The sequence below is a fragment of the Duganella sp. BJB476 genome (assembly GCF_003416895.1).
Lineage (GTDB): Bacteria > Pseudomonadota > Gammaproteobacteria > Burkholderiales > Burkholderiaceae_D > Rugamonas.
Genome location: NZ_QVIO01000004.1, coordinates 281,019 through 297,753, shown reverse-complemented (window position 1 = coordinate 297,753; position 16,735 = coordinate 281,019). Strand labels below are relative to the sequence as shown.

Below are 16,735 nucleotides of genomic sequence, written 5' to 3'. Positions count from 1 at the left end.
AATAGCGCCAATCGGTTGGACTACGAATATTGTGATTTGTGTGCTAACTATAAGTAAAACAGCGGAAAGTATTGCGATTGAGATAATCCACACTCGTTTTTTTTTCATTTGATCTCTCTTCTCTGGTTATTGATCAATTCGTACTGCACTCCCCTGTTAAGCGGAGCGTAGCATTATTGAAACGTGGAAATTCTATCCAATACTATCCGCTTGCCTTCGTTTCAACTATTGGTGGACACAAGCAACATAGAACTTGGTCAATTCAGGAGTACCGCCCCCTACGCCTCCGCCAGTCGAAAAATCAAGCGCTATGCCGCTGCTCGCCCAGACTCGACCTATCACCCAGCCCTGTGGGTTTGGCATTTCCTTGTATAGGTTTTGTAGCTCAATATAGGTGGGAAGTCTCCATCCAGCTTCTTTATTAAAATTGTCGATGACTCCGTTTTTGCTGCCATTGCAGAAATAGCCTGCTCCTTGATCCAGTGGGATAGTGGTCGAACCGAGTGGGACATAGAAATACGTTTGGGACGATGTGGACGACCATGTAAGCCCGCCTTGCTTGAAGTATGTGTACGGCGCTGGGCTAGAACTCCCAGCCCCATCACTACCGCCCCCGCCACCGCATCCGGCAATAGTTAATGCAAAAATGACACCGGCTATTCGTTTCATCTATTACCTTTATTTTTAGTTAATTTGCGGTTCATGAACCGTCGAACAGCATAGCATAGGGTGGGACGATTGATGAATGCCCAATCTTTCTCCTCAGCGTCACGCCCCTGCTTTAATTGCCCTTGGTGGAGCCATTCGCAGACTCAGACAAGAGCGAAAAATGAGTCAGGAGCAGCTTGCATTGGCGGCCACTGCTGATCGTAGTCATCTGGGCAGGATTGAACGTGGTGAAAACGAAATTGCAGTGCTGCTGCTAGTTCGGTTAGCCAAGGCACTGGGTGTGTCCGTCGCCGATGTGATGGCCGAGGCTGGGCTTTAGCTGACGGCTATTTTGGTGGGTCTAGATTTGAGAAATAGCGAGACAAAAATGAACGATGATCTGATCTCTAAAATAGTAGTCGAAGCGATAAAGTCGCATGACAAACCGCTTGGCGATTTGCTGGACATGCTTTCATCATCATCATCATCATCATCATTGCCAGAGCAATGGAAGCAGGCCGGTGAAAAGCTGCTGGAACTGGCAATAGAAGTTCCAGCCTTCGACGCTCAAATCATTTACATCATGGCCTGTAGTTGTTTTGAGCGGTTTGTATATCTCAGCCGGTTACAGAAAAAAGAAGTGAGCAATTGACAAATTGGCCGTACACTTCGCCCCAGACAGGGCAAAAATCCTGTCACATTTTTGTCCCAGTTCGTGGGGCAAGAACTCAAAATTTAGCGAAATCTAGCGATCTGCTGAGACCGACCAATTCTGCTGAAATCCGCATACAGCAAGGCTTTCAAGCCTGCGGCTGCTGGTCCTCAAAGACCAGAAGCACACCGTGTACGACATGTGCAAGGCCGTTGACCGGGGCATGGTCATGACCGATATCCGCGTGATGGAAAAGCATGGCGGCAAGTCGGGCGATTGGAGCGTAACGAGCTAACTAACTGATTCGGTTAAGGAATTATTCACGACCGCATTAGGACGTGACCTTACCACCCTGCTCGACAATCTTGCAGGCCGGTATCGAAACGAAGCTAAAAACAGTTCTTGTCCCACTCCTGTCCCAGTGGAGTGAACATAACGCATTCGAGAGCTAATATACTGTCCAGCGCAATTAGCCATGCACGCAATGAGTGAGAACTACCAACGGCAAACCCTTGTGCACTGGTCCGCAAGCCTAATACACCTTCAGGCAGGCCCCGACTCCCCATCATTTCTTGCACGTCCCATCATATAAAAAACCGCAGTAATCTCTGATTGCGACTCTAGATTTGCGCTGCATTGCTGTCTTGAATTCGATGCAGGCGTTTGCTGTGCTCAACGGGAAACTGCAATGTGCGTATCTTGTTGTGCTACCGTTGTATGCGTAGTTCAGCACTTAATTAGTTCTTGATTTTTCCTGTATCAATAAGTTGCAGTAATTCCACTAACAAGAGAGAGTCCAAGTCAACTCGCGCCTGACGGGAGTTTACATATCGTCTTAGTGCAGCGACCAAGTCATGGGCATGGGATGGCATGTCTTCAGCAAGTTTGATCTCGATCGATTGATCATTCATTACGCTAAGCGTCAACATCCTGCCTGCAGCATCATAAGCGACGTATTCATTATTTCTAACATCAATTTCTTCGATATTTCTCCTCGCCTCATCAAGCGACCAATAAAGAGAGACGTCCCCGTTTTCATCAAAGACCAATGGCATCTTCATATCAGAACCTGTCACAGAAATTTTTATCGGGAGACTTTTTCTCCCACGGACGATGCCGTCCTATACCTTGTCCAGGGGGAGTATTTCCATCAGCATCAGGCGTTCCTCGACGATGATAATGAGGAAACTTACCGTATGGATTCCCTGTCCTATTTCCCCAAGGGGCAATCCTTATGTCGTTACCGATACTTAACTCGGGCCCGCGCTTGATACCAATAGCCGTTACTACAGTACCTGCGACCAGTCCACTCACGTATGCACCTGAAGAAAAATCTACAACACCATTTGTTCCCATCGCACTGCGAACCAAAGTGGTTAATCCCAAAGAAACACCGTCACCAAAGCCTGCGGCGGCATCTACCACGCTTTGATTGATTGGATCACCCCATGCCCATAAGCCGTAAGGATCAACATATATCAGTGGGTTTCCATTAACGTATGCAAATGTATTGATACCACCAGCAAGTCCAATTGGATCACTTTGCGAATATCGTCCTGTTTGCGGATCATAATCCCTGAAGTAGTTGTAGTGGGTATTAGTCTCTCTGTCAAACAACTGGCCCGGGAAGCGTACGTTGTAACTAAACACATTAGTTCCGCTTGGGGTTTCGTTCGGCCCCGCGATGCCGAACGGATCGCTGGCTATCCAGGTCCATACGACATTGCCGGTACTTGCCTCCGTAATGACCCGAGGAGCATTAATGTGGTCCGCATAAACGTAATACACCGAGTTACTAACCACTGCCGGAGTACCGATGGTGTTTTGCTTAAGGACAGAAACGGGCATATCACCCAAAAATATGGTCTCCTGTACCACCGCGCCGGAAGCATCGTACTCGCCCAACAGATGCCCAGCCTCATCGTACACATATTCGTTACCACCGGTTGGCACCAATGTCCCCGTTTTGCTGACGCGTTGCCCCAGCCCATTGTACAAATAGCTTGCCGTTACCCCCGTCCCGGCGCTGCTTTTCAAACGGCCGCGGTCACTGTAAGTCAAATTGGTCGTGCCGTTCGTAATCAGATTGCCGGCTAAATCATATTGGTTGCTCTTTGCCGGATACGGGCCAGTGGATGCAGTTAGTCGGTTGCTCGTGGCACTGATGGTATTGATGTACGAGCCGCTGCCCAGCGTGAACTGCGTGCGATTGCCGTTTGCGTCATAGGCATAGGTCTGGCTTCCTGTGCTATCAGTGAAAGAAGTCAGGCGACCTAAACCATCGTACTTGAAATTTTGATCATACAACGATGCGCTAGCATTGCCGGTATGCGTGAAGGAACTGATCGAGTTGGCCGCATCATAGTTCACAGTGCGAAGTACACCTGGGACCGTTGCAGCCACATTACCCAGAGGGTAGCTTGTGATTCGCCCATCCAGGTCGAAGGTGCGCGCATATTTGTTAGGCGCCGTTTCGCTATTATTTCCCCAGAGCCAATCACGTACCTGGCCGATAGGGGCATAATTGATTTGATCCAGAAGAATAATAGCCGTCCCGGTATCGGTGTCGCCGTTGCCAAGGGATGGATTGAGTGTGACTTTGCTGATGCGCCCTGCCTCATCATAGCTGTAGCTGACGCGATTCCCGCTTGGATAGGTCAGACTACTCAACTTACCGCTGGTGCTATAGGAATAGCTGACTGTACGACTGACGGTGCCTGTGGCACTGACTGTACTCTGGACTTTATTGGTGATACGTCCCATCTGATCATAAGCGTAGTTGGTTTGTCCCGACTCATCGGTCATGCGCGTCAGGCGACCAATCGCGTTCGGTGCGCCGGAACTTCCACCGTCGTATTCAAACGTTGTGGCAGTGCCAGTACTGAAGGTAATGCCAGTCACTCGGTTCAGAATGTCGTAGCTATAGATTGTTATCTTGCCGCGGGCATCGGTGCTGGTGAGCACATTGCCGGCATCGTCATAGGTTCGACTACCATTACCCGAGTCCGGGCTGCTCAAGTTTGACTGGTTGCCCAAGCCAGTGATCGTATAGTTTGTGGATAAGCTGCGCGGATCGCTGACTGTGGCGAGTTGATCTAATCCATCGTAGCTTAAGTTGATTGTTGGCCGGGCGACGCCCGTGGCGGGAGTGGGGAGTATCTGCTGCTTCACTCGGTTCAGTGCGTCGTAGTTGACGTTCGTAACTTGTCCCAAAGGGTCTGTCGCCTGAATCCGATTGCCGACAGGGTCATATAAAAAACTGCTGGTCGTATTCTGAGTTTGGGCAATCGCTGTAATGCTAACGAGGCTGCCCAAAGCGGTGGCACCCGCGAACACAATATTGATCGTGCTGGGGATAATGCGCTTAACCATGGAGCGACTCATTGCACACCTCCAGTTTGCTGCTGTAGTCGATTCAGCGCGTTATATACCCTGGTCGTTTTTCGCGTAAGCACTCCATTTGGGTCATTGACACTCTCAGTCGTGCGATTACTCATTACATCCAAGGTGTACGCAACACTATTTCCAAGGCTGTCGGCCACATTAGTCAGCCGATGAGCGCCATCATAGGTATAGATAATTGTGGAGTTGTCTGGCCAGGTTACTTGCGTCAGCTGGCCAGCATCGTCATAGGTGTAGCTTGTGGTTTCACCGCCAACAGTACGGGAAGAAAGCCGGCCACGCAGCGTATAGGTCAGGTCCGTGACAAGACCGTTCGGGTCCGTGATTCTACCCACGCGCCCGTTCAAATCGTAGTTCGACAGTGCCGTGGTATGGCCTGCCGCGTTCGCGACAGATGTTAGGTTGCCTTGTTCATCATAGGTATAACTGGTGACATCATTGACGTCTGTTCGCGGACTCTTCTCTGTCAGCATCTGGCCAAATTGGTTATAGGTATAAGTCCATACCCTCGCCGCACCGACCATGGTGGCGTTGACGCCTGAGGCTCCGGTTGTATCGCTGGTTGCCCGAACCGATTTGGTCAAAACATTGCCACCAGCATCGTAAGTGAAGACCGTAAGTCGTTTGGGCTCTGCAATTTTTAAAGGTAAACGCCAAGTCGGATGCCAAGCTGTTGAGATTGTCCGGGCATTTATCGTCCCCGCTGCTTCAACACGGGTTAATTCGAGATTACGCGTTAAGTCATAAGTGTATGTCGTCCTGTTGCCGTTGAAGTCGGTCGTTGATGCCACATTACCGTTTGCGTCATAAGTGATGGATGTAGAGACATATCCTGTCGTCGGTGATGGTTGGGTCACGCCGGAACTTTTAACAACGCCCAACACGCTGGTGAAGTTATAAGCTCGCATTGTTCCCAACGGATCGGTAACGTATGTTTTTTGATATTTATAAGGATATGAAAAAGTGTATTTTTCGATCCCAACGGCGTGCTCGGTAGAAATAGCTAGTCCAGAAGCGAAATATGAAAAAGTAGCATACCTGGAATTTTTTTCATCGATGATTCCGGTCAATGCAAACGGTTGATTCGTATTCGCAGTATTTGCTGGCTCGTTATAAACGTAGCTGCGAATTTTCCCATCAGGATAAGTGACAGAAATAAGATTTTTGTAGGCATCATAGGAATATAGATAGATCCCATCCATCGGATCTTTCATTGTTACCATTAGACCATTTGCGTTATACGTGAAGTTTAACTGTTTACCAAAAACATCCGTTACGCTAAGGAGTAGCCCCGCTGATGGCGCGATAGAGATTGGAGTATTGACATCGCTGTATGTAAATGTGGTTTTTTGACCGTTGCGACTAGTAGAGCTCAGCAATAAGCCATTTAAATCATAGTTTTCAACGGCATCCGTATCGCCGTTTACCACATTCCAACCGCTTGGCACGCCATTCGAATCCACCATAGGCGACACGCGATCATTGACATCAGGTTTAGGCAGATAGGAATTATTACTACTCGCGTACAGCATCATGCCACCAGCTCGTCGGATGGCAAAATCGTTTGTTGTGCCAACGGAGACATATGCAAAGCAATAGGGTATTGTTTTCTTTCCCATCAAACCAGTTCCCATGAGACAGCCAGGACCACTTTTGGCATAAGGAGTTGGAGTTTGCAGACTGGCCGCGAACGACTGATAATTATTTTCCCATCGATTGGTATTGCTGCGATATATGCGCGTGAAATAGAGCGTTCCAGCCGAATTAGAGTAATCCGTTTCTATTTGCTCTTTTACTCCGGTAGCAGGAATTATCGGATTGCCCACCTTTGGATCAGAAACCATACTTGAATCTCTTCCATTGCAATCGCAATTTGAAGGTGGCTTTATTGGTGGGGGCGGGGGAGGTTCTATGGGATCTGGGCCGGAGCAAAGCCCAGAACCAATCCGTAGATTATAAGGAACAAAACCAGGAGGGCAATTGAAGGTTATTGGACCTCCAATTGCTGATGTGGCCTGTGTTATCTTGGGCGGATTAGGCGGATCAAGATAGGTTACCGTGTAGTGTATGGTGCCTCGCCAATACCAAGAGCTTAGGGTGGGCTCAAAATATTCAGTCTCATATGAGCCACTACAGGGGGAATAGTGGCCGTTGCAATTATCTAGAGCAACTGCATTCGTTACACTGCCGCCGTCGGCGAAATATTCGCCTGCACCTAGATAAACCTTCTGGGCTTGGACATACGACGTCGCGCTTGCTTGGGAGGTAAAAATTACCGGTAGCAATAAGGCAAGTAATAGTGCCAGAATGGCTTTGTAGTGCGGCCACGCTTTGACTACGGATTCAGGTGCAATTGGGGTATATTGGGGGGTTCGCATAGCCGCATTCACAATTAATGAAGGATGAGAATGGTTTCCACATGGAAACACACCACCCGATTATGGCATGGATTTGGGGCTCAATTCTCGCCAAAAAACACGTACCAGATTCCTTGGCCGACATTCGCGTGACGGACACTTTGTTGCCCCGCGCCTCTTGATAACCCCGCAGTAAACCTCCAAAATGCAACGATTTTCAGCGCCATATCAACGTCTTGAGACAGTTGTACGACCAATTAGCAACCCATCCTATTGTCTGATTGTTACCTTTGTTTGGTGGGTATATAATAAATGTCACTGAAGTAATCTTTTGACGTAGGCCTCACCGTACCCGCCTCGCGCATACGAGAAAGAATTTGAATGAGCAGCAACCCTCCACCGAGCGAAGCCAAGACTCAGGAATACGAATTCGAGCAAATGAATCTGCAGGTGGGCGGCAGGATTCAGTTCATTACTCACCGCACGATCAAGCCGATCCAGCACTTCTCCACGCTGATCGGCTGGGCCAAGGATGAGTACATGATCGTCAAGGTTCCGTTCGAGAATGGCGCACCGATCGCCCTCAACGACGGCGACAAGCTGACCATCCGCGTCTTCTCCGGCGTCAACGTCTGCTCCTTCTCCTGCGTGGTGCAACGGGTGTTTCCCCGTCCGCTGTTCTATGTCCACCTGTCGTTCCCGCAGTCCATCCAGGGCACCAGCCTGCGCGCGGCGATGCGGGTCAAGGTCGACATTCCGGCCCAGGTGACTTCCCCGGGCGGCACCAATTCCGTGTTCCTGGTGAACCTGAGCGTCTCCGGCGCGCTGATCGAATCGGCCAAGAAGCTGTCGGACGATGAGGCCGAGGTCGGATTGTCGTTCTACCTGATCGCCCAGCCCGGCAACCGCCAGGTGCGCATCAATCCGAACGCCACCATCCGCAACATCAACGTGGTCAAGCCGGCCACCGGCGACAAGCCCGAGGTGTTCACCTACGGCGTGCAGTTCATCGACCTGGATCCGGTCCATTACACCATGCTGCAAAACCTGACCTACGAGGCGTTGATCGCCGACCGCCAGAAAATCGTCTGATACGCCCTTCCCGGAAGAGGTACGAGGATATGCGAGAATTTTATCGGGTATGCCTCCGTGGCGCAGTGGCACTCGCCGGTGCGTTGCCCATGCCTGCGCATGCGGATGCCGGCTATGTCCGCAGCGGCGCCAGCGTGATCGTCTCCGATGCGGCGGGCGCCAGCCTGCGCATCACGCCTTACGGCCCCCATGCGATCCGGCTGCAAACGATACGCAAGGGCGAGGACTACTTTCCCGACAATTACTACGAGATGGTCGAGGCGCTTCCGCATGGCGGCGCGCTGCAGGTCAGCGAACACGGCGCCACGCTGGCGTTGCAGCTGCCGGGCGCAGCCCCGCTGCGTCTCGTCATCGACAGGCAGACGCTGGCCGTCACCTACCTGATCGCCGGCGCGCCGGTGCTGACGGAGCAAGGCGGCCTGCAATGGCGCGACAGCAGCATCGTGCGCAGCTTCGCGCCTGATCCGGCGGAGCATTTCACCGCGCTGGGCCATGGCTACTACGGCCGCGCCCAGTCCATCGATCTGCGCGGCCAGGAACTGGGCCGCAACTACGGCAGCGAACAAATCCAGCAGGCGCCGCTGCTGGTGCCGTTCTACATTTCCAGCAAGGGCTACGGCGTCTTCCTGAACAGCACTTTCAAGAACCGCTTCAATTTCGGCGCCGAGGGCCGCTATGAATTCGGCATCGACACGCAAGGTTACGCCGGCCGCATGGATTACTATTTCATCGCCGGCCCGACGCCGCGCGAGGTGCTGACGCACTATGTCGAGCTGACCGGCAAGCCGCGCCTGCCGCCCAAGGCCATGTTCGGCCTGGCGCTGTCGGACAAGTCGCACGACCACGACGCGGCCACGCCCTCGGACGAAGCCTGGTGGAAGCGCAAGGTCGGCGAGCACCGCGCCGCCGGCTTCCCCATCGACCACATCGTCAACGACAACCGCTGGCGCGCCGGCGGCGGCAAGCGCTGCGAATCGTATCTGGAATGGGATCGCGGCCGCTATCAGCAGCCGGCCGAATATGCGCAATGGCTGAAGCAGAACCACCTGGTCACGACCATCGACGTCAACCGCTGCATTCTCGAATTCAGCGAAGGCTGGAAGCCCGAGTTCAATGTGCCCGGCGTCGCGGGCGTCGACTTCGCCACCAGCGCGCCGGACCAGACCAACCCTGCCTTCCGCCAGTGGTTCTGGGACGTCCTGTACCGCAAGTCGCTGGACCCCGCGCTGCACTATCCGGGCGATGCGCTGTGGATAGACGAATTCGACGAAATGGGCGGCGCGCCGGCGGATGCCAAACTGGCCGACGGGCGCAGCTTCGCCGAGATGCGCAATTACTGGTTCTTCCTGATTGCGCAGGCCCTGGTGCGCGACGGCTGGGACAAGTCGGCCATCACCCAACGTCCGTATGTGTGGGTGCGCGGCATGACGGCAGGTGCGCAACGTTATGCCTCGCTGTGGAGCGGCGACATCAAGCCCAACTTCGACGAAATGAAGATGCAGATCCGCGGCATGCAGCTGGCCGGCCTGTCCGGCTTCCCGTACTGGGGCCATGACGCTGGCGGCTTCTACGATTGGGACGCAAAACAGGGGCCGGACGCCGCCCTCTACCAGCAATGGGCGATGGGCTTCGGCGCGTTTGCACCGATCTGGAAGCCGCACGGCATGGGACCATCGCGCTGGCCGCTGGACCGCAGCGCCGGCGAACAGGCGGCGGCGCGCCAGTTTGCGCAAGCCCGCTATCAGCTGATGCCATACATTTACTCGGCGGCGCATGAGGCGGCGGCCAGCGGCCTGCCGATGGCGCGCGCCATGCTGCTCGACTATCCGCATGACGACGCGGCTTGGCGCCACGACCTGCAATACATGTGGGGGCCGTCGCTGCTGGTCGCGCCGCGCACCAGCCGCGATGACGCGACCGAAGTCTGGCTGCCGGCCGGCGCCTGGTACGATTTCTGGCAACCGCAAGCGCCGCAGCACGTGGCTGCTGGCGGAACGGTGATCAGCGTCGGCGCCGAGCGCGGCTTGCTGCCGGTGTTCGTCAAGGCCGGCGCCATCCTGCCGCGCCAGGGCTATACCACCAGCACCGCCGGCGCCGACAAGCAACGAATGCTGCTCGACATCTACACCGGCGCATCGGGCAGCACGCTGTTGCAGGAGGACGATGATGTCAGCGAGGCGTATCGCAAACAAGGCCAGCTGATGACCACCGCCATCCGCTGGGATGACGCCCATCGCAGCCTGAGCATCGGCGCCGCGCGTGGCAGTTACCGTGGCGCGCCATTGCTGCGTTCATGGCGGCTCACACTGCATGGCGCAGGGACCAACGCCTGCTACCGCGTGAATGGCAAGCGTTATAGCGCAACGCTGGATGGATCGGGGCAGCTGGCGACGCTACAGCTGCCGCCGGCCACGCTCAGTCGAACGACACGCATCGTGCCCTGTACTTAGTGCCCAAATGAAAACGGCCCGGTCGAAAATTCGACCGGGCCGCAGGGGTAGACCTTGAATATTAAGGGCCTACGTTGTTCTTGGTCAGCGCTGCCGACGCTGCGGTGTTGGTGACGTCGGTGGTCACGACCCAGGTGACGTTGGCTGCACCGGGGGCAATGGTAGGGGTGAAGGTAGCGGTCAAGCCGTCGATGTTTTTGCCGACGCCGGTGGCGAATTTCTCAACAATCACGCCATCGGTAACGGTGGCGCTGACAACTTCCTTGGTTGGGGTGAAGTTCGGTACGCCTTTGACGCCGGCGTTACAACCGGTCAGATCGCCGCCACCTTCCTGGGCGCACAGTGCCACCGCAGTCTTGATCGAGTCGATCGCGCCCTGGGCGTTGGCCATCTTGGCTTTCACGGTGTAGTCGCTGTACGCTGGAATCGCGACCGCGGCCAGAATACCGATAATGGCAACGACGATCATCAGTTCGATCAGGGTGAAGCCGGCCTGGGCTTGTTTCTTCATCATTTTCATGGATTTCATTTTCGACTCCTGGGGTGTGTTGAACATCAAAATTTGGTAGGACACTTAGCTATGAGCAATTGGTGTGCCAGCCTGTTTTTTGGGTCAAAAACCACAAAATATGCCAAAAACTGTCGCTTTGGGTCGCCCGGACTGCCGTTTTTTGTCAGTCGGCAGGCCGCAATTTGTCAGCCAGGGCCGCCGCTGACAAATATTGTCAGGCGATGCGGAAGGCCATCTGGGTTCCGCTGAGGTCGATCACGTCGCCGTGATTCAAACGCTGGGCCTGCTTGCCCAGGGCGATCCCATTCACCAGCGGCGGCTGCGCGCCTTCCTGGTGGGTGATGGTGTAGGCGTCGGGCTGGCGATGGATCACCACCACCTGCACGCCGGCGCGGCCGAGCGTGGTCTGCGGCTTGGTCAGCGCCATCTGCTTGCCGGCATTGTTGCCATTTAATACTTCGATTTGCGCCAGCACGGGCTCCGCCGCCATCATGGGCCGCACGCCGTCGGCGACGAACTCGACCTGGAACTTGGCCATTTTGATCACATCCTGGTGTTGCAGGAAGTGTTTGCCGATGCGGTGGCCGTTGACGAAGGTGCCGTTGGTGCTGTGCAGGTCTTCCAGGAAGGAGTCGTCCAGGATGGTGACGATGACGGCGTGGTCGCCGCTGACGGCCGGATGCGTCAGCACGATGTCGTTGCGCGGGTGACGGCCGATGGTCATCCGCTCTTTGCTCAGTTGTACTTGCTGTTCTATCTGTCCATCCCGCGAGATGAGGATCTTCGCCAATCTGGTCTCCAAAACAAAAAAAGGGGAGCGCTGGGCTCCCCTTCATTATTCCACATTCAAGCCGGCTGTAATTACAGCATTGCTTTCAGCAGACGCGCCATTTCGGACGGGTTCTTGGTGACGGTGATGCCGCAAGCTTCCATGATTTCCAGTTTGGCTTGTGCGGTGTCAGCGCCGCCGGAGATCAGCGCGCCGGCGTGGCCCATGCGCTTGCCCGGAGGAGCGGTAACACCGGCGATGAAGCCGACGACCGGTTTTTTCATGTTGTCTTTGATCCAGTAAGCCGCGTTGGCTTCGTCTGGACCGCCGATTTCGCCGATCATGATGACCGCGTCGGTATCAGGATCGTCGTTGAACATCTTCATGACGTCGATGTGCTTCAGACCGTTGATCGGGTCGCCGCCGATGCCGACTGCCGACGATTGGCCCAGGCCCAGTGCGGTCAGCTGACCGACTGCTTCATAGGTCAGGGTGCCCGAACGCGAAACCACGCCGATGCGGCCCTTGCGGTGGATGTGACCTGGCATGATGCCGATCTTGATTTCGTCCGGGGTGATCAGGCCTGGGCAGTTAGGGCCCAGCAGCAGGGTCTTGGAACCTGCTTTAGCCATGCGGTCTTTCAGAGCCATCATGTCGCGGACAGGAATGCCTTCGGTGATGCAAATGGCCAGGTCCAGTTCGGCTTCGACAGCTTCCCAGATCGCAGCGGCAGCGCCTGCTGGCGGTACGTAGATCACGGAAACGTTGGCGCCGGTTTCTTTTTTCGCTTCTGCAACGTTAGCGAAAATAGGAATGCCTTCGAAATCTTCGCCGGCTTTCTTCGGGTTCACGCCTGCGACGAAAGCATTTTTGCCGTTCGCGTAGTCGCGGCAACCGCGGGTGTGGAATTGACCGGTTTTGCCGGTAATACCTTGGGTAACGACTTTGGTATCTTTATTGATCAGAATGGACATGTTGATTCCTTAATTAAGCTTGACCGGCAGCGGCGGCGACTACGCTCTTCGCTGCATCTTCCATGGTGTCGGCTGCGATGATAGGCAGACCGGAATCGGCCAGCATCTTCTTGCCCAGGTCTTCGTTGGTGCCCTTCATGCGCACCACCAGCGGCACGTTCAGCGACACGGCTTTGACCGCGGTGATCACGCCTTCGGCGATCACGTCGCAACGCATGATGCCGCCGAAGATGTTGACCAGGATGGCTTTCAGGCCTGGGTTTTTCAACATGATCTTGAAGGCTTCGGTTACTTTCTCAGCCGTGGCGCCGCCGCCTACGTCCAGGAAGTTGGCAGGCTCGCCGCCGAACAGCTTGATGGTGTCCATGGTGGCCATGGCCAGGCCGGCGCCGTTCACCAGGCAGCCGATGTTGCCGTCCAGGGAGATGTAGGCCAGGTCGAATTTCGATGCTTCGACTTCAGCTGGATCTTCTTCGTCCAGATCGCGGTAAGCGACGATTTCTGGTTGACGGAACAGCGAGTTGGCGTCGAAGTTGAACTTGGCGTCCAGAGCGATGACCTTGCCCGAACCGGTCAGGATCAGCGGGTTGATTTCGGCCAGCGACGAGTCGGTTTCCCAGTAGGCTTTGTACAGGCCTTGCAGGTTGGTGACGGCGTCGGCGATCGAACCTTCCGGCACACCGATCTTGGCGGCGATGCCAGCGGCTTCAGCGTCGGTCAGGCCGATCGATGGATCGATGGCGATCGAGTGCAGCAGTTCTGGGTGGGACTCGGCAACTTCTTCGATGTCCATGCCGCCTTCGGAGGAAGCCATCAGCACAACGCGCTGCGATACGCGGTCGGTGACCAGCGATACGTACAGTTCTTTCTTGATGTCCGCGCCTTCTTCGATCAGCAGGCGGCGTACTTTCTGGCCTTCAGGGCCGGTCTGGTGCGTGACCAGCTGCATGCCCAGGATCTGCTCGGAGAATTCTTTGACTTGTTCCAGCGATTTGGCGACTTTAACGCCGCCGCCTTTACCACGGCCACCGGCGTGGATCTGTGCTTTTACAACCCAGACCGGGCCGCCCAAGGTTTCAGCAGCTTTGACTGCTTCTTCAACGGACATGCACGGAATACCGCGCGGAACCGTCACTCCGTATTTTCGGAGGATTTCTTTGCCTTGATACTCATGGATTTTCATGCTGGCTTCCCTTCTGATGCTGATGTGTAAAAATCGGTTGATACTGCGAAATGTGTGAATCTAGTAAGCAGAGATTGCTACGCGCCACCTGGTGCTGCTTTGGCCACCCAGCGCGGGTAAAACTGCGCCACTGCTCCGCCGTCGGTGCGCAGGGCATGGCATTTGTCGAGTTGAAACGGCTTCTGGCGCGGCACGCCTTCATTTTCGGTCGCCGCGTCGTTGGTCGACCAGACATCGTTGGCGAACGCCTGCACCGCGGCCGTGGGCAGGATCTGCGCCAGTTCGGTCAAATGGGTGCAGCCGGCGATGCCGGCCAGGCGTTGCTTGAGCTCGTGACGGAAACCCTTCATCAGGTTCAGGCCGACGAGCTGCTTTTTATAATCGGGGGCAATGGTGTCGCAATGGCCGGGATAAGGAACGGCATCGGATGCGACTTCGGCATCGACGATGTTCAGTTGCAGATCCACGGTCAGGCGCAGGTGCAGGTCATGCAGGGGAGTGCCGGCGGCGCGTGGACCCGAGGCCAGCACGGTGTCGATGGTTTTGATATCGGTGATATGGGCGTCGAGATCCCACAGCCCGTCATCGCGTGCGTACGCTTGGACGGCAATTGCGCGCGTGTGCCGGAGCGCACGTCGGTTAACTGGGGTTGACAGGGACATAAGACCGATGCCGCTCTCGCGACAGAAATTTAGTAAGCAGCCATGTGCTGATCGCACGTGTCCGCAGCTTCTACGGACAACTACCGCACCTGCGGCGCTGCAAAAACCCCAAAAGTGTAGCACATCAAGACCTCCAGTTGCGTCAGAACATATCTTTTGGAAGGAAAAATGGCCGTTTCGAGATCGTTTTTACAAGAAATTCACCAGTCTTATTTCAGTCATGGAAACATTGCATGGTGCGGCGCGGCAAGGTCTACCTGATCTGTCAATCGTCTTCCGGCGCGCCTTTCAGGGCGGTTTGCACGGCGCGCTGGGAAAATCCCCGTTGCAGCAGGAAGCGCATCTGCTTGTTGCGCTCCTGCGGATCGGCGGCCACGGTGCCGAACTTGCGGTTCCAGACGTCGACGCAGCGTTCGGTCTCGCCTTCGGCCAGGCCGGCCTTCAGTTCCTGCAGTTCCTCGCCCTTGATGCCGTGGCTTTGCAGCTCGGCGACGATGCGGCTGTTGCCGAAGCGGGCCGAGCGTCGGTGGATCAGCGCTTCGGAGAACCGCTCCTGCGACAGCCAGTTGTTCTTTTCCAGCAGGTCGAGCAGGGCTTCGACGTCGTCGCCCTCTTCCGCGTAGCGCGCCAGCTTGCGGGCCAGCTCCATGCGGCTGTGTTCGCGCATCGACAGATAGCGCAGGGCGCGGCCCTTCAGGCTAAGTTGCGGTGCTGCCATAAAAAAACCTCTGCACAATGAGAAAACCACCGGCTGAGTGAACAGCGCGGTGGTTCGGGATAAGGCGGACGCTGATTACGCGGCGTCGGCCTTGTCGCCTTTGTCTGCTTTATCAGCCTTGTCGGCCTTGTCGACCGATTTCAGCTTGACCACGGTGCTGTCGACGGCCAGCGGCGGCAGTACGCGCACGCCCAGCGATTCGCGGACCTTGTTTTCGATTTCCCACGCCAGCTCAGGGCGCTCTTGCAGGAAGATGCGGGCGTTGTCCTTGCCCTGGCCGACGCGCTCGCCGTTGTAGCTGTACCAGGAACCGGACTTCTCGACGATCTTCGCTTCCACGCCCAGATCCAGAATCTCGCCTTCACGCGAGGTGCCGGCGCCGTACAGGATGTCGAAGTGCGCTTCCTTGAACGGCGGCGCGATCTTGTTCTTGACGACCTTGACCTTGGTTTCGTTGCCGATCACCTCGTCGCCCGATTTGATCGAGCCGGTGCGGCGGATGTCCAGGCGCACGGAGGCGTAGAACTTCAGCGCGTTACCACCGGTGGTGGTTTCCGGGCTGCCGAACATGACGCCGATCTTCATGCGGATCTGGTTGATGAAGATGACCAGGGTGTTGGTGCGGTTGATCGAACCGGTCAGCTTGCGCAGCGCCTGGGACATCAGGCGGGCTTGCAGGCCCGGCAGCGAATCGCCCATGTCGCCTTCGATCTCGGCGCGTGGCGTCAGCGCGGCGACCGAGTCGATGACCACCAGGTCGACCGAACCGGAGCGCACCAGCGCGTCGCAGATTTCCAGCGCTTGTTCGCCGGTGTCCGGCTGCGAGATCAGCAGCTCGTGCAGGTTGACGCCCAGTTTCTGTGCGTAGCCGACGTCCAGCGCGTGTTCGGCGTCGATGAAGGCGCAGGTGCCGCCCAGCTTTTGCATTTCAGCAATAGTTTGCAGGGTCAGCGTGGTTTTACCCGACGACTCAGGACCGTAGATCTCCACCACGCGGCCGCGCGGCAAGCCGCCGACGCCCAGTGCGATATCCAGGCCGAGCGAACCGGTCGACACGACCTGTACGTCCTCGATCGGCGCGTTGGCGTCCATGCGCATTACGGAGCCTTTGCCGAATTGCTTCTCAATTTGGGCCAGCGCGGCAGCCAGCGCCTTGGCCTTTTCTGATGCAGGTACAACAGCTTTTTTATCGTCCATAATGTTCTTTCAACCAGTAGGTGGGTGCAAATTCGTCGGTACAGGCAGCACTGTATAAAAAAACAGTGCTTAATGCAAGCACGATTTTTAAACAATTTTGAGATTGCACAAAAACTCGCC

Annotated in this window: 14 protein-coding genes and 1 pseudogene; 5 read left to right on the top strand and 10 right to left on the bottom strand. The window is 55.5% G+C overall.

Annotated features, from left to right (window positions below):
* The first annotated feature begins 745 nt into the window (after positions 1 to 745).
* The 3 genes and pseudogenes from D0T21_RS17870 to D0T21_RS17865 form a co-directional block, all read left to right on the top strand.
* Positions 746 to 988: a helix-turn-helix domain-containing protein gene (locus D0T21_RS17870; protein ID WP_116992132.1), complete on the top strand. Its 243-nt coding sequence runs from the start codon at positions 746 to 748 to the stop codon at positions 986 to 988.
* A 48-nt stretch (positions 989 to 1,036) separates the two neighbouring features.
* Complete coding sequence (locus D0T21_RS31745; RefSeq protein WP_147328126.1) at positions 1,037 to 1,300, top strand: hypothetical protein; 264 nt, start codon at positions 1,037 to 1,039, stop codon at positions 1,298 to 1,300.
* 187 nt (positions 1,301 to 1,487) lie between these two features.
* Positions 1,488 to 1,595 (top strand): annotated as a pseudogene (locus D0T21_RS17865) (cyclic pyranopterin monophosphate synthase MoaC); the annotation flags it as partial.
* 442 nt (positions 1,596 to 2,037) lie between these two features.
* On the opposite strand, the gene D0T21_RS17860 reads toward D0T21_RS17865, so the two are convergent.
* From D0T21_RS17860 to D0T21_RS17850, 3 genes are read right to left on the bottom strand one after another with little or no spacing between them, the layout of a single operon-like run.
* A complete protein-coding gene (locus D0T21_RS17860; protein WP_116992131.1) occupies positions 2,038 to 2,361 on the bottom strand; it encodes a hypothetical protein in 324 nt (107 codons plus the stop codon).
* 1 nt (position 2,362) lies between these two features.
* The gene (locus D0T21_RS17855) at positions 2,363 to 4,672 is read right to left on the bottom strand and encodes an RHS repeat-associated core domain-containing protein (RefSeq protein WP_158568021.1); all 2,310 of its coding nucleotides are present in this window, start codon (positions 4,670 to 4,672) and stop codon (positions 2,363 to 2,365) included.
* Positions 4,673 to 4,680: 8 nt separating this feature from the next.
* Positions 4,681 to 6,546, bottom strand: coding sequence for an RHS repeat protein (locus D0T21_RS17850; RefSeq protein WP_158568020.1), 1,866 nt, complete (start codon positions 6,544 to 6,546; stop codon positions 4,681 to 4,683).
* 894 nt (positions 6,547 to 7,440) lie between these two features.
* Here D0T21_RS17850 and D0T21_RS17845 point away from each other — a divergent pair.
* Together D0T21_RS17845 and D0T21_RS17840 are read left to right on the top strand one after the other, a co-directional pair.
* Positions 7,441 to 8,151, top strand: coding sequence for a flagellar brake protein (locus tag D0T21_RS17845; RefSeq protein WP_116992128.1), 711 nt, complete (start codon positions 7,441 to 7,443; stop codon positions 8,149 to 8,151).
* 89 nt (positions 8,152 to 8,240) lie between these two features.
* Positions 8,241 to 10,601 carry a TIM-barrel domain-containing protein gene (locus D0T21_RS17840; protein WP_229211533.1) on the top strand — a complete coding sequence of 787 codons (2,361 nt, stop codon included), beginning with the start codon at positions 8,241 to 8,243 and terminating at the stop codon, positions 10,599 to 10,601.
* 61 nt (positions 10,602 to 10,662) lie between these two features.
* Here D0T21_RS17840 and D0T21_RS17835 read toward each other — a convergent pair whose 3' ends face one another.
* From D0T21_RS17835 to recA, 7 genes are all read right to left on the bottom strand, one after another.
* The gene (locus D0T21_RS17835) at positions 10,663 to 11,130 is read right to left on the bottom strand and encodes a prepilin-type N-terminal cleavage/methylation domain-containing protein (RefSeq protein WP_116992126.1); all 468 of its coding nucleotides are present in this window, start codon (positions 11,128 to 11,130) and stop codon (positions 10,663 to 10,665) included.
* 196 nt (positions 11,131 to 11,326) lie between these two features.
* Positions 11,327 to 11,902 carry an FHA domain-containing protein gene (locus D0T21_RS17830; protein ID WP_116992125.1) on the bottom strand — a complete coding sequence of 192 codons (576 nt, stop codon included), beginning with the start codon at positions 11,900 to 11,902 and terminating at the stop codon, positions 11,327 to 11,329.
* Positions 11,903 to 11,973: 71 nt separating this feature from the next.
* Positions 11,974 to 12,855 (bottom strand): succinate--CoA ligase subunit alpha, encoded by an 882-nt coding sequence (gene sucD, locus D0T21_RS17825; protein ID WP_116992124.1) that lies wholly within the window; start codon positions 12,853 to 12,855, stop codon positions 11,974 to 11,976.
* A 13-nt stretch (positions 12,856 to 12,868) separates the two neighbouring features.
* Positions 12,869 to 14,038: an ADP-forming succinate--CoA ligase subunit beta gene (gene sucC, locus D0T21_RS17820; protein ID WP_116992123.1), complete on the bottom strand. Its 1,170-nt coding sequence runs from the start codon at positions 14,036 to 14,038 to the stop codon at positions 12,869 to 12,871.
* A gap of 77 nt (positions 14,039 to 14,115) precedes the next feature.
* The gene (locus D0T21_RS17815) at positions 14,116 to 14,700 is read right to left on the bottom strand and encodes a DUF2889 domain-containing protein (RefSeq protein ID WP_116992122.1); all 585 of its coding nucleotides are present in this window, start codon (positions 14,698 to 14,700) and stop codon (positions 14,116 to 14,118) included.
* A 265-nt stretch (positions 14,701 to 14,965) separates the two neighbouring features.
* Positions 14,966 to 15,418 carry a recombination regulator RecX gene (recX, locus tag D0T21_RS17810; protein WP_116992121.1) on the bottom strand — a complete coding sequence of 151 codons (453 nt, stop codon included), beginning with the start codon at positions 15,416 to 15,418 and terminating at the stop codon, positions 14,966 to 14,968.
* 75 nt (positions 15,419 to 15,493) lie between these two features.
* A complete protein-coding gene (gene recA / locus D0T21_RS17805; RefSeq protein ID WP_116992120.1) occupies positions 15,494 to 16,615 on the bottom strand; it encodes a recombinase RecA in 1,122 nt (373 codons plus the stop codon).
* Positions 16,616 to 16,735 lie beyond the last annotated feature (120 nt).

Coding starts and splice junctions, on each gene's coding strand:
- D0T21_RS17860 (WP_116992131.1), bottom strand. CDS start 2,361: ATGAAGATGCCATTGGTCTTTGATGAAAACGGGGACGTCTCTCTTTAT.
- D0T21_RS17835 (WP_116992126.1), bottom strand. CDS start 11,130: ATGAAATCCATGAAAATGATGAAGAAACAAGCCCAGGCCGGCTTCACC.
- D0T21_RS31745 (WP_147328126.1), top strand. CDS start 1,037: ATGAACGATGATCTGATCTCTAAAATAGTAGTCGAAGCGATAAAGTCG.
- sucD (WP_116992124.1), bottom strand. CDS start 12,855: ATGTCCATTCTGATCAATAAAGATACCAAAGTCGTTACCCAAGGTATT.
- sucC (WP_116992123.1), bottom strand. CDS start 14,038: ATGAAAATCCATGAGTATCAAGGCAAAGAAATCCTCCGAAAATACGGA.
- recX (WP_116992121.1), bottom strand. CDS start 15,418: ATGGCAGCACCGCAACTTAGCCTGAAGGGCCGCGCCCTGCGCTATCTG.
- recA (WP_116992120.1), bottom strand. CDS start 16,615: ATGGACGATAAAAAAGCTGTTGTACCTGCATCAGAAAAGGCCAAGGCG.
- D0T21_RS17845 (WP_116992128.1), top strand. CDS start 7,441: ATGAGCAGCAACCCTCCACCGAGCGAAGCCAAGACTCAGGAATACGAA.
- D0T21_RS17870 (WP_116992132.1), top strand. CDS start 746: ATGCCCAATCTTTCTCCTCAGCGTCACGCCCCTGCTTTAATTGCCCTT.
- D0T21_RS17855 (WP_158568021.1), bottom strand. CDS start 4,672: ATGGTTAAGCGCATTATCCCCAGCACGATCAATATTGTGTTCGCGGGT.
- D0T21_RS17815 (WP_116992122.1), bottom strand. CDS start 14,700: ATGTCCCTGTCAACCCCAGTTAACCGACGTGCGCTCCGGCACACGCGC.
- D0T21_RS17850 (WP_158568020.1), bottom strand. CDS start 6,546: ATGGTTTCTGATCCAAAGGTGGGCAATCCGATAATTCCTGCTACCGGA.
- D0T21_RS17840 (WP_229211533.1), top strand. CDS start 8,241: ATGCCTGCGCATGCGGATGCCGGCTATGTCCGCAGCGGCGCCAGCGTG.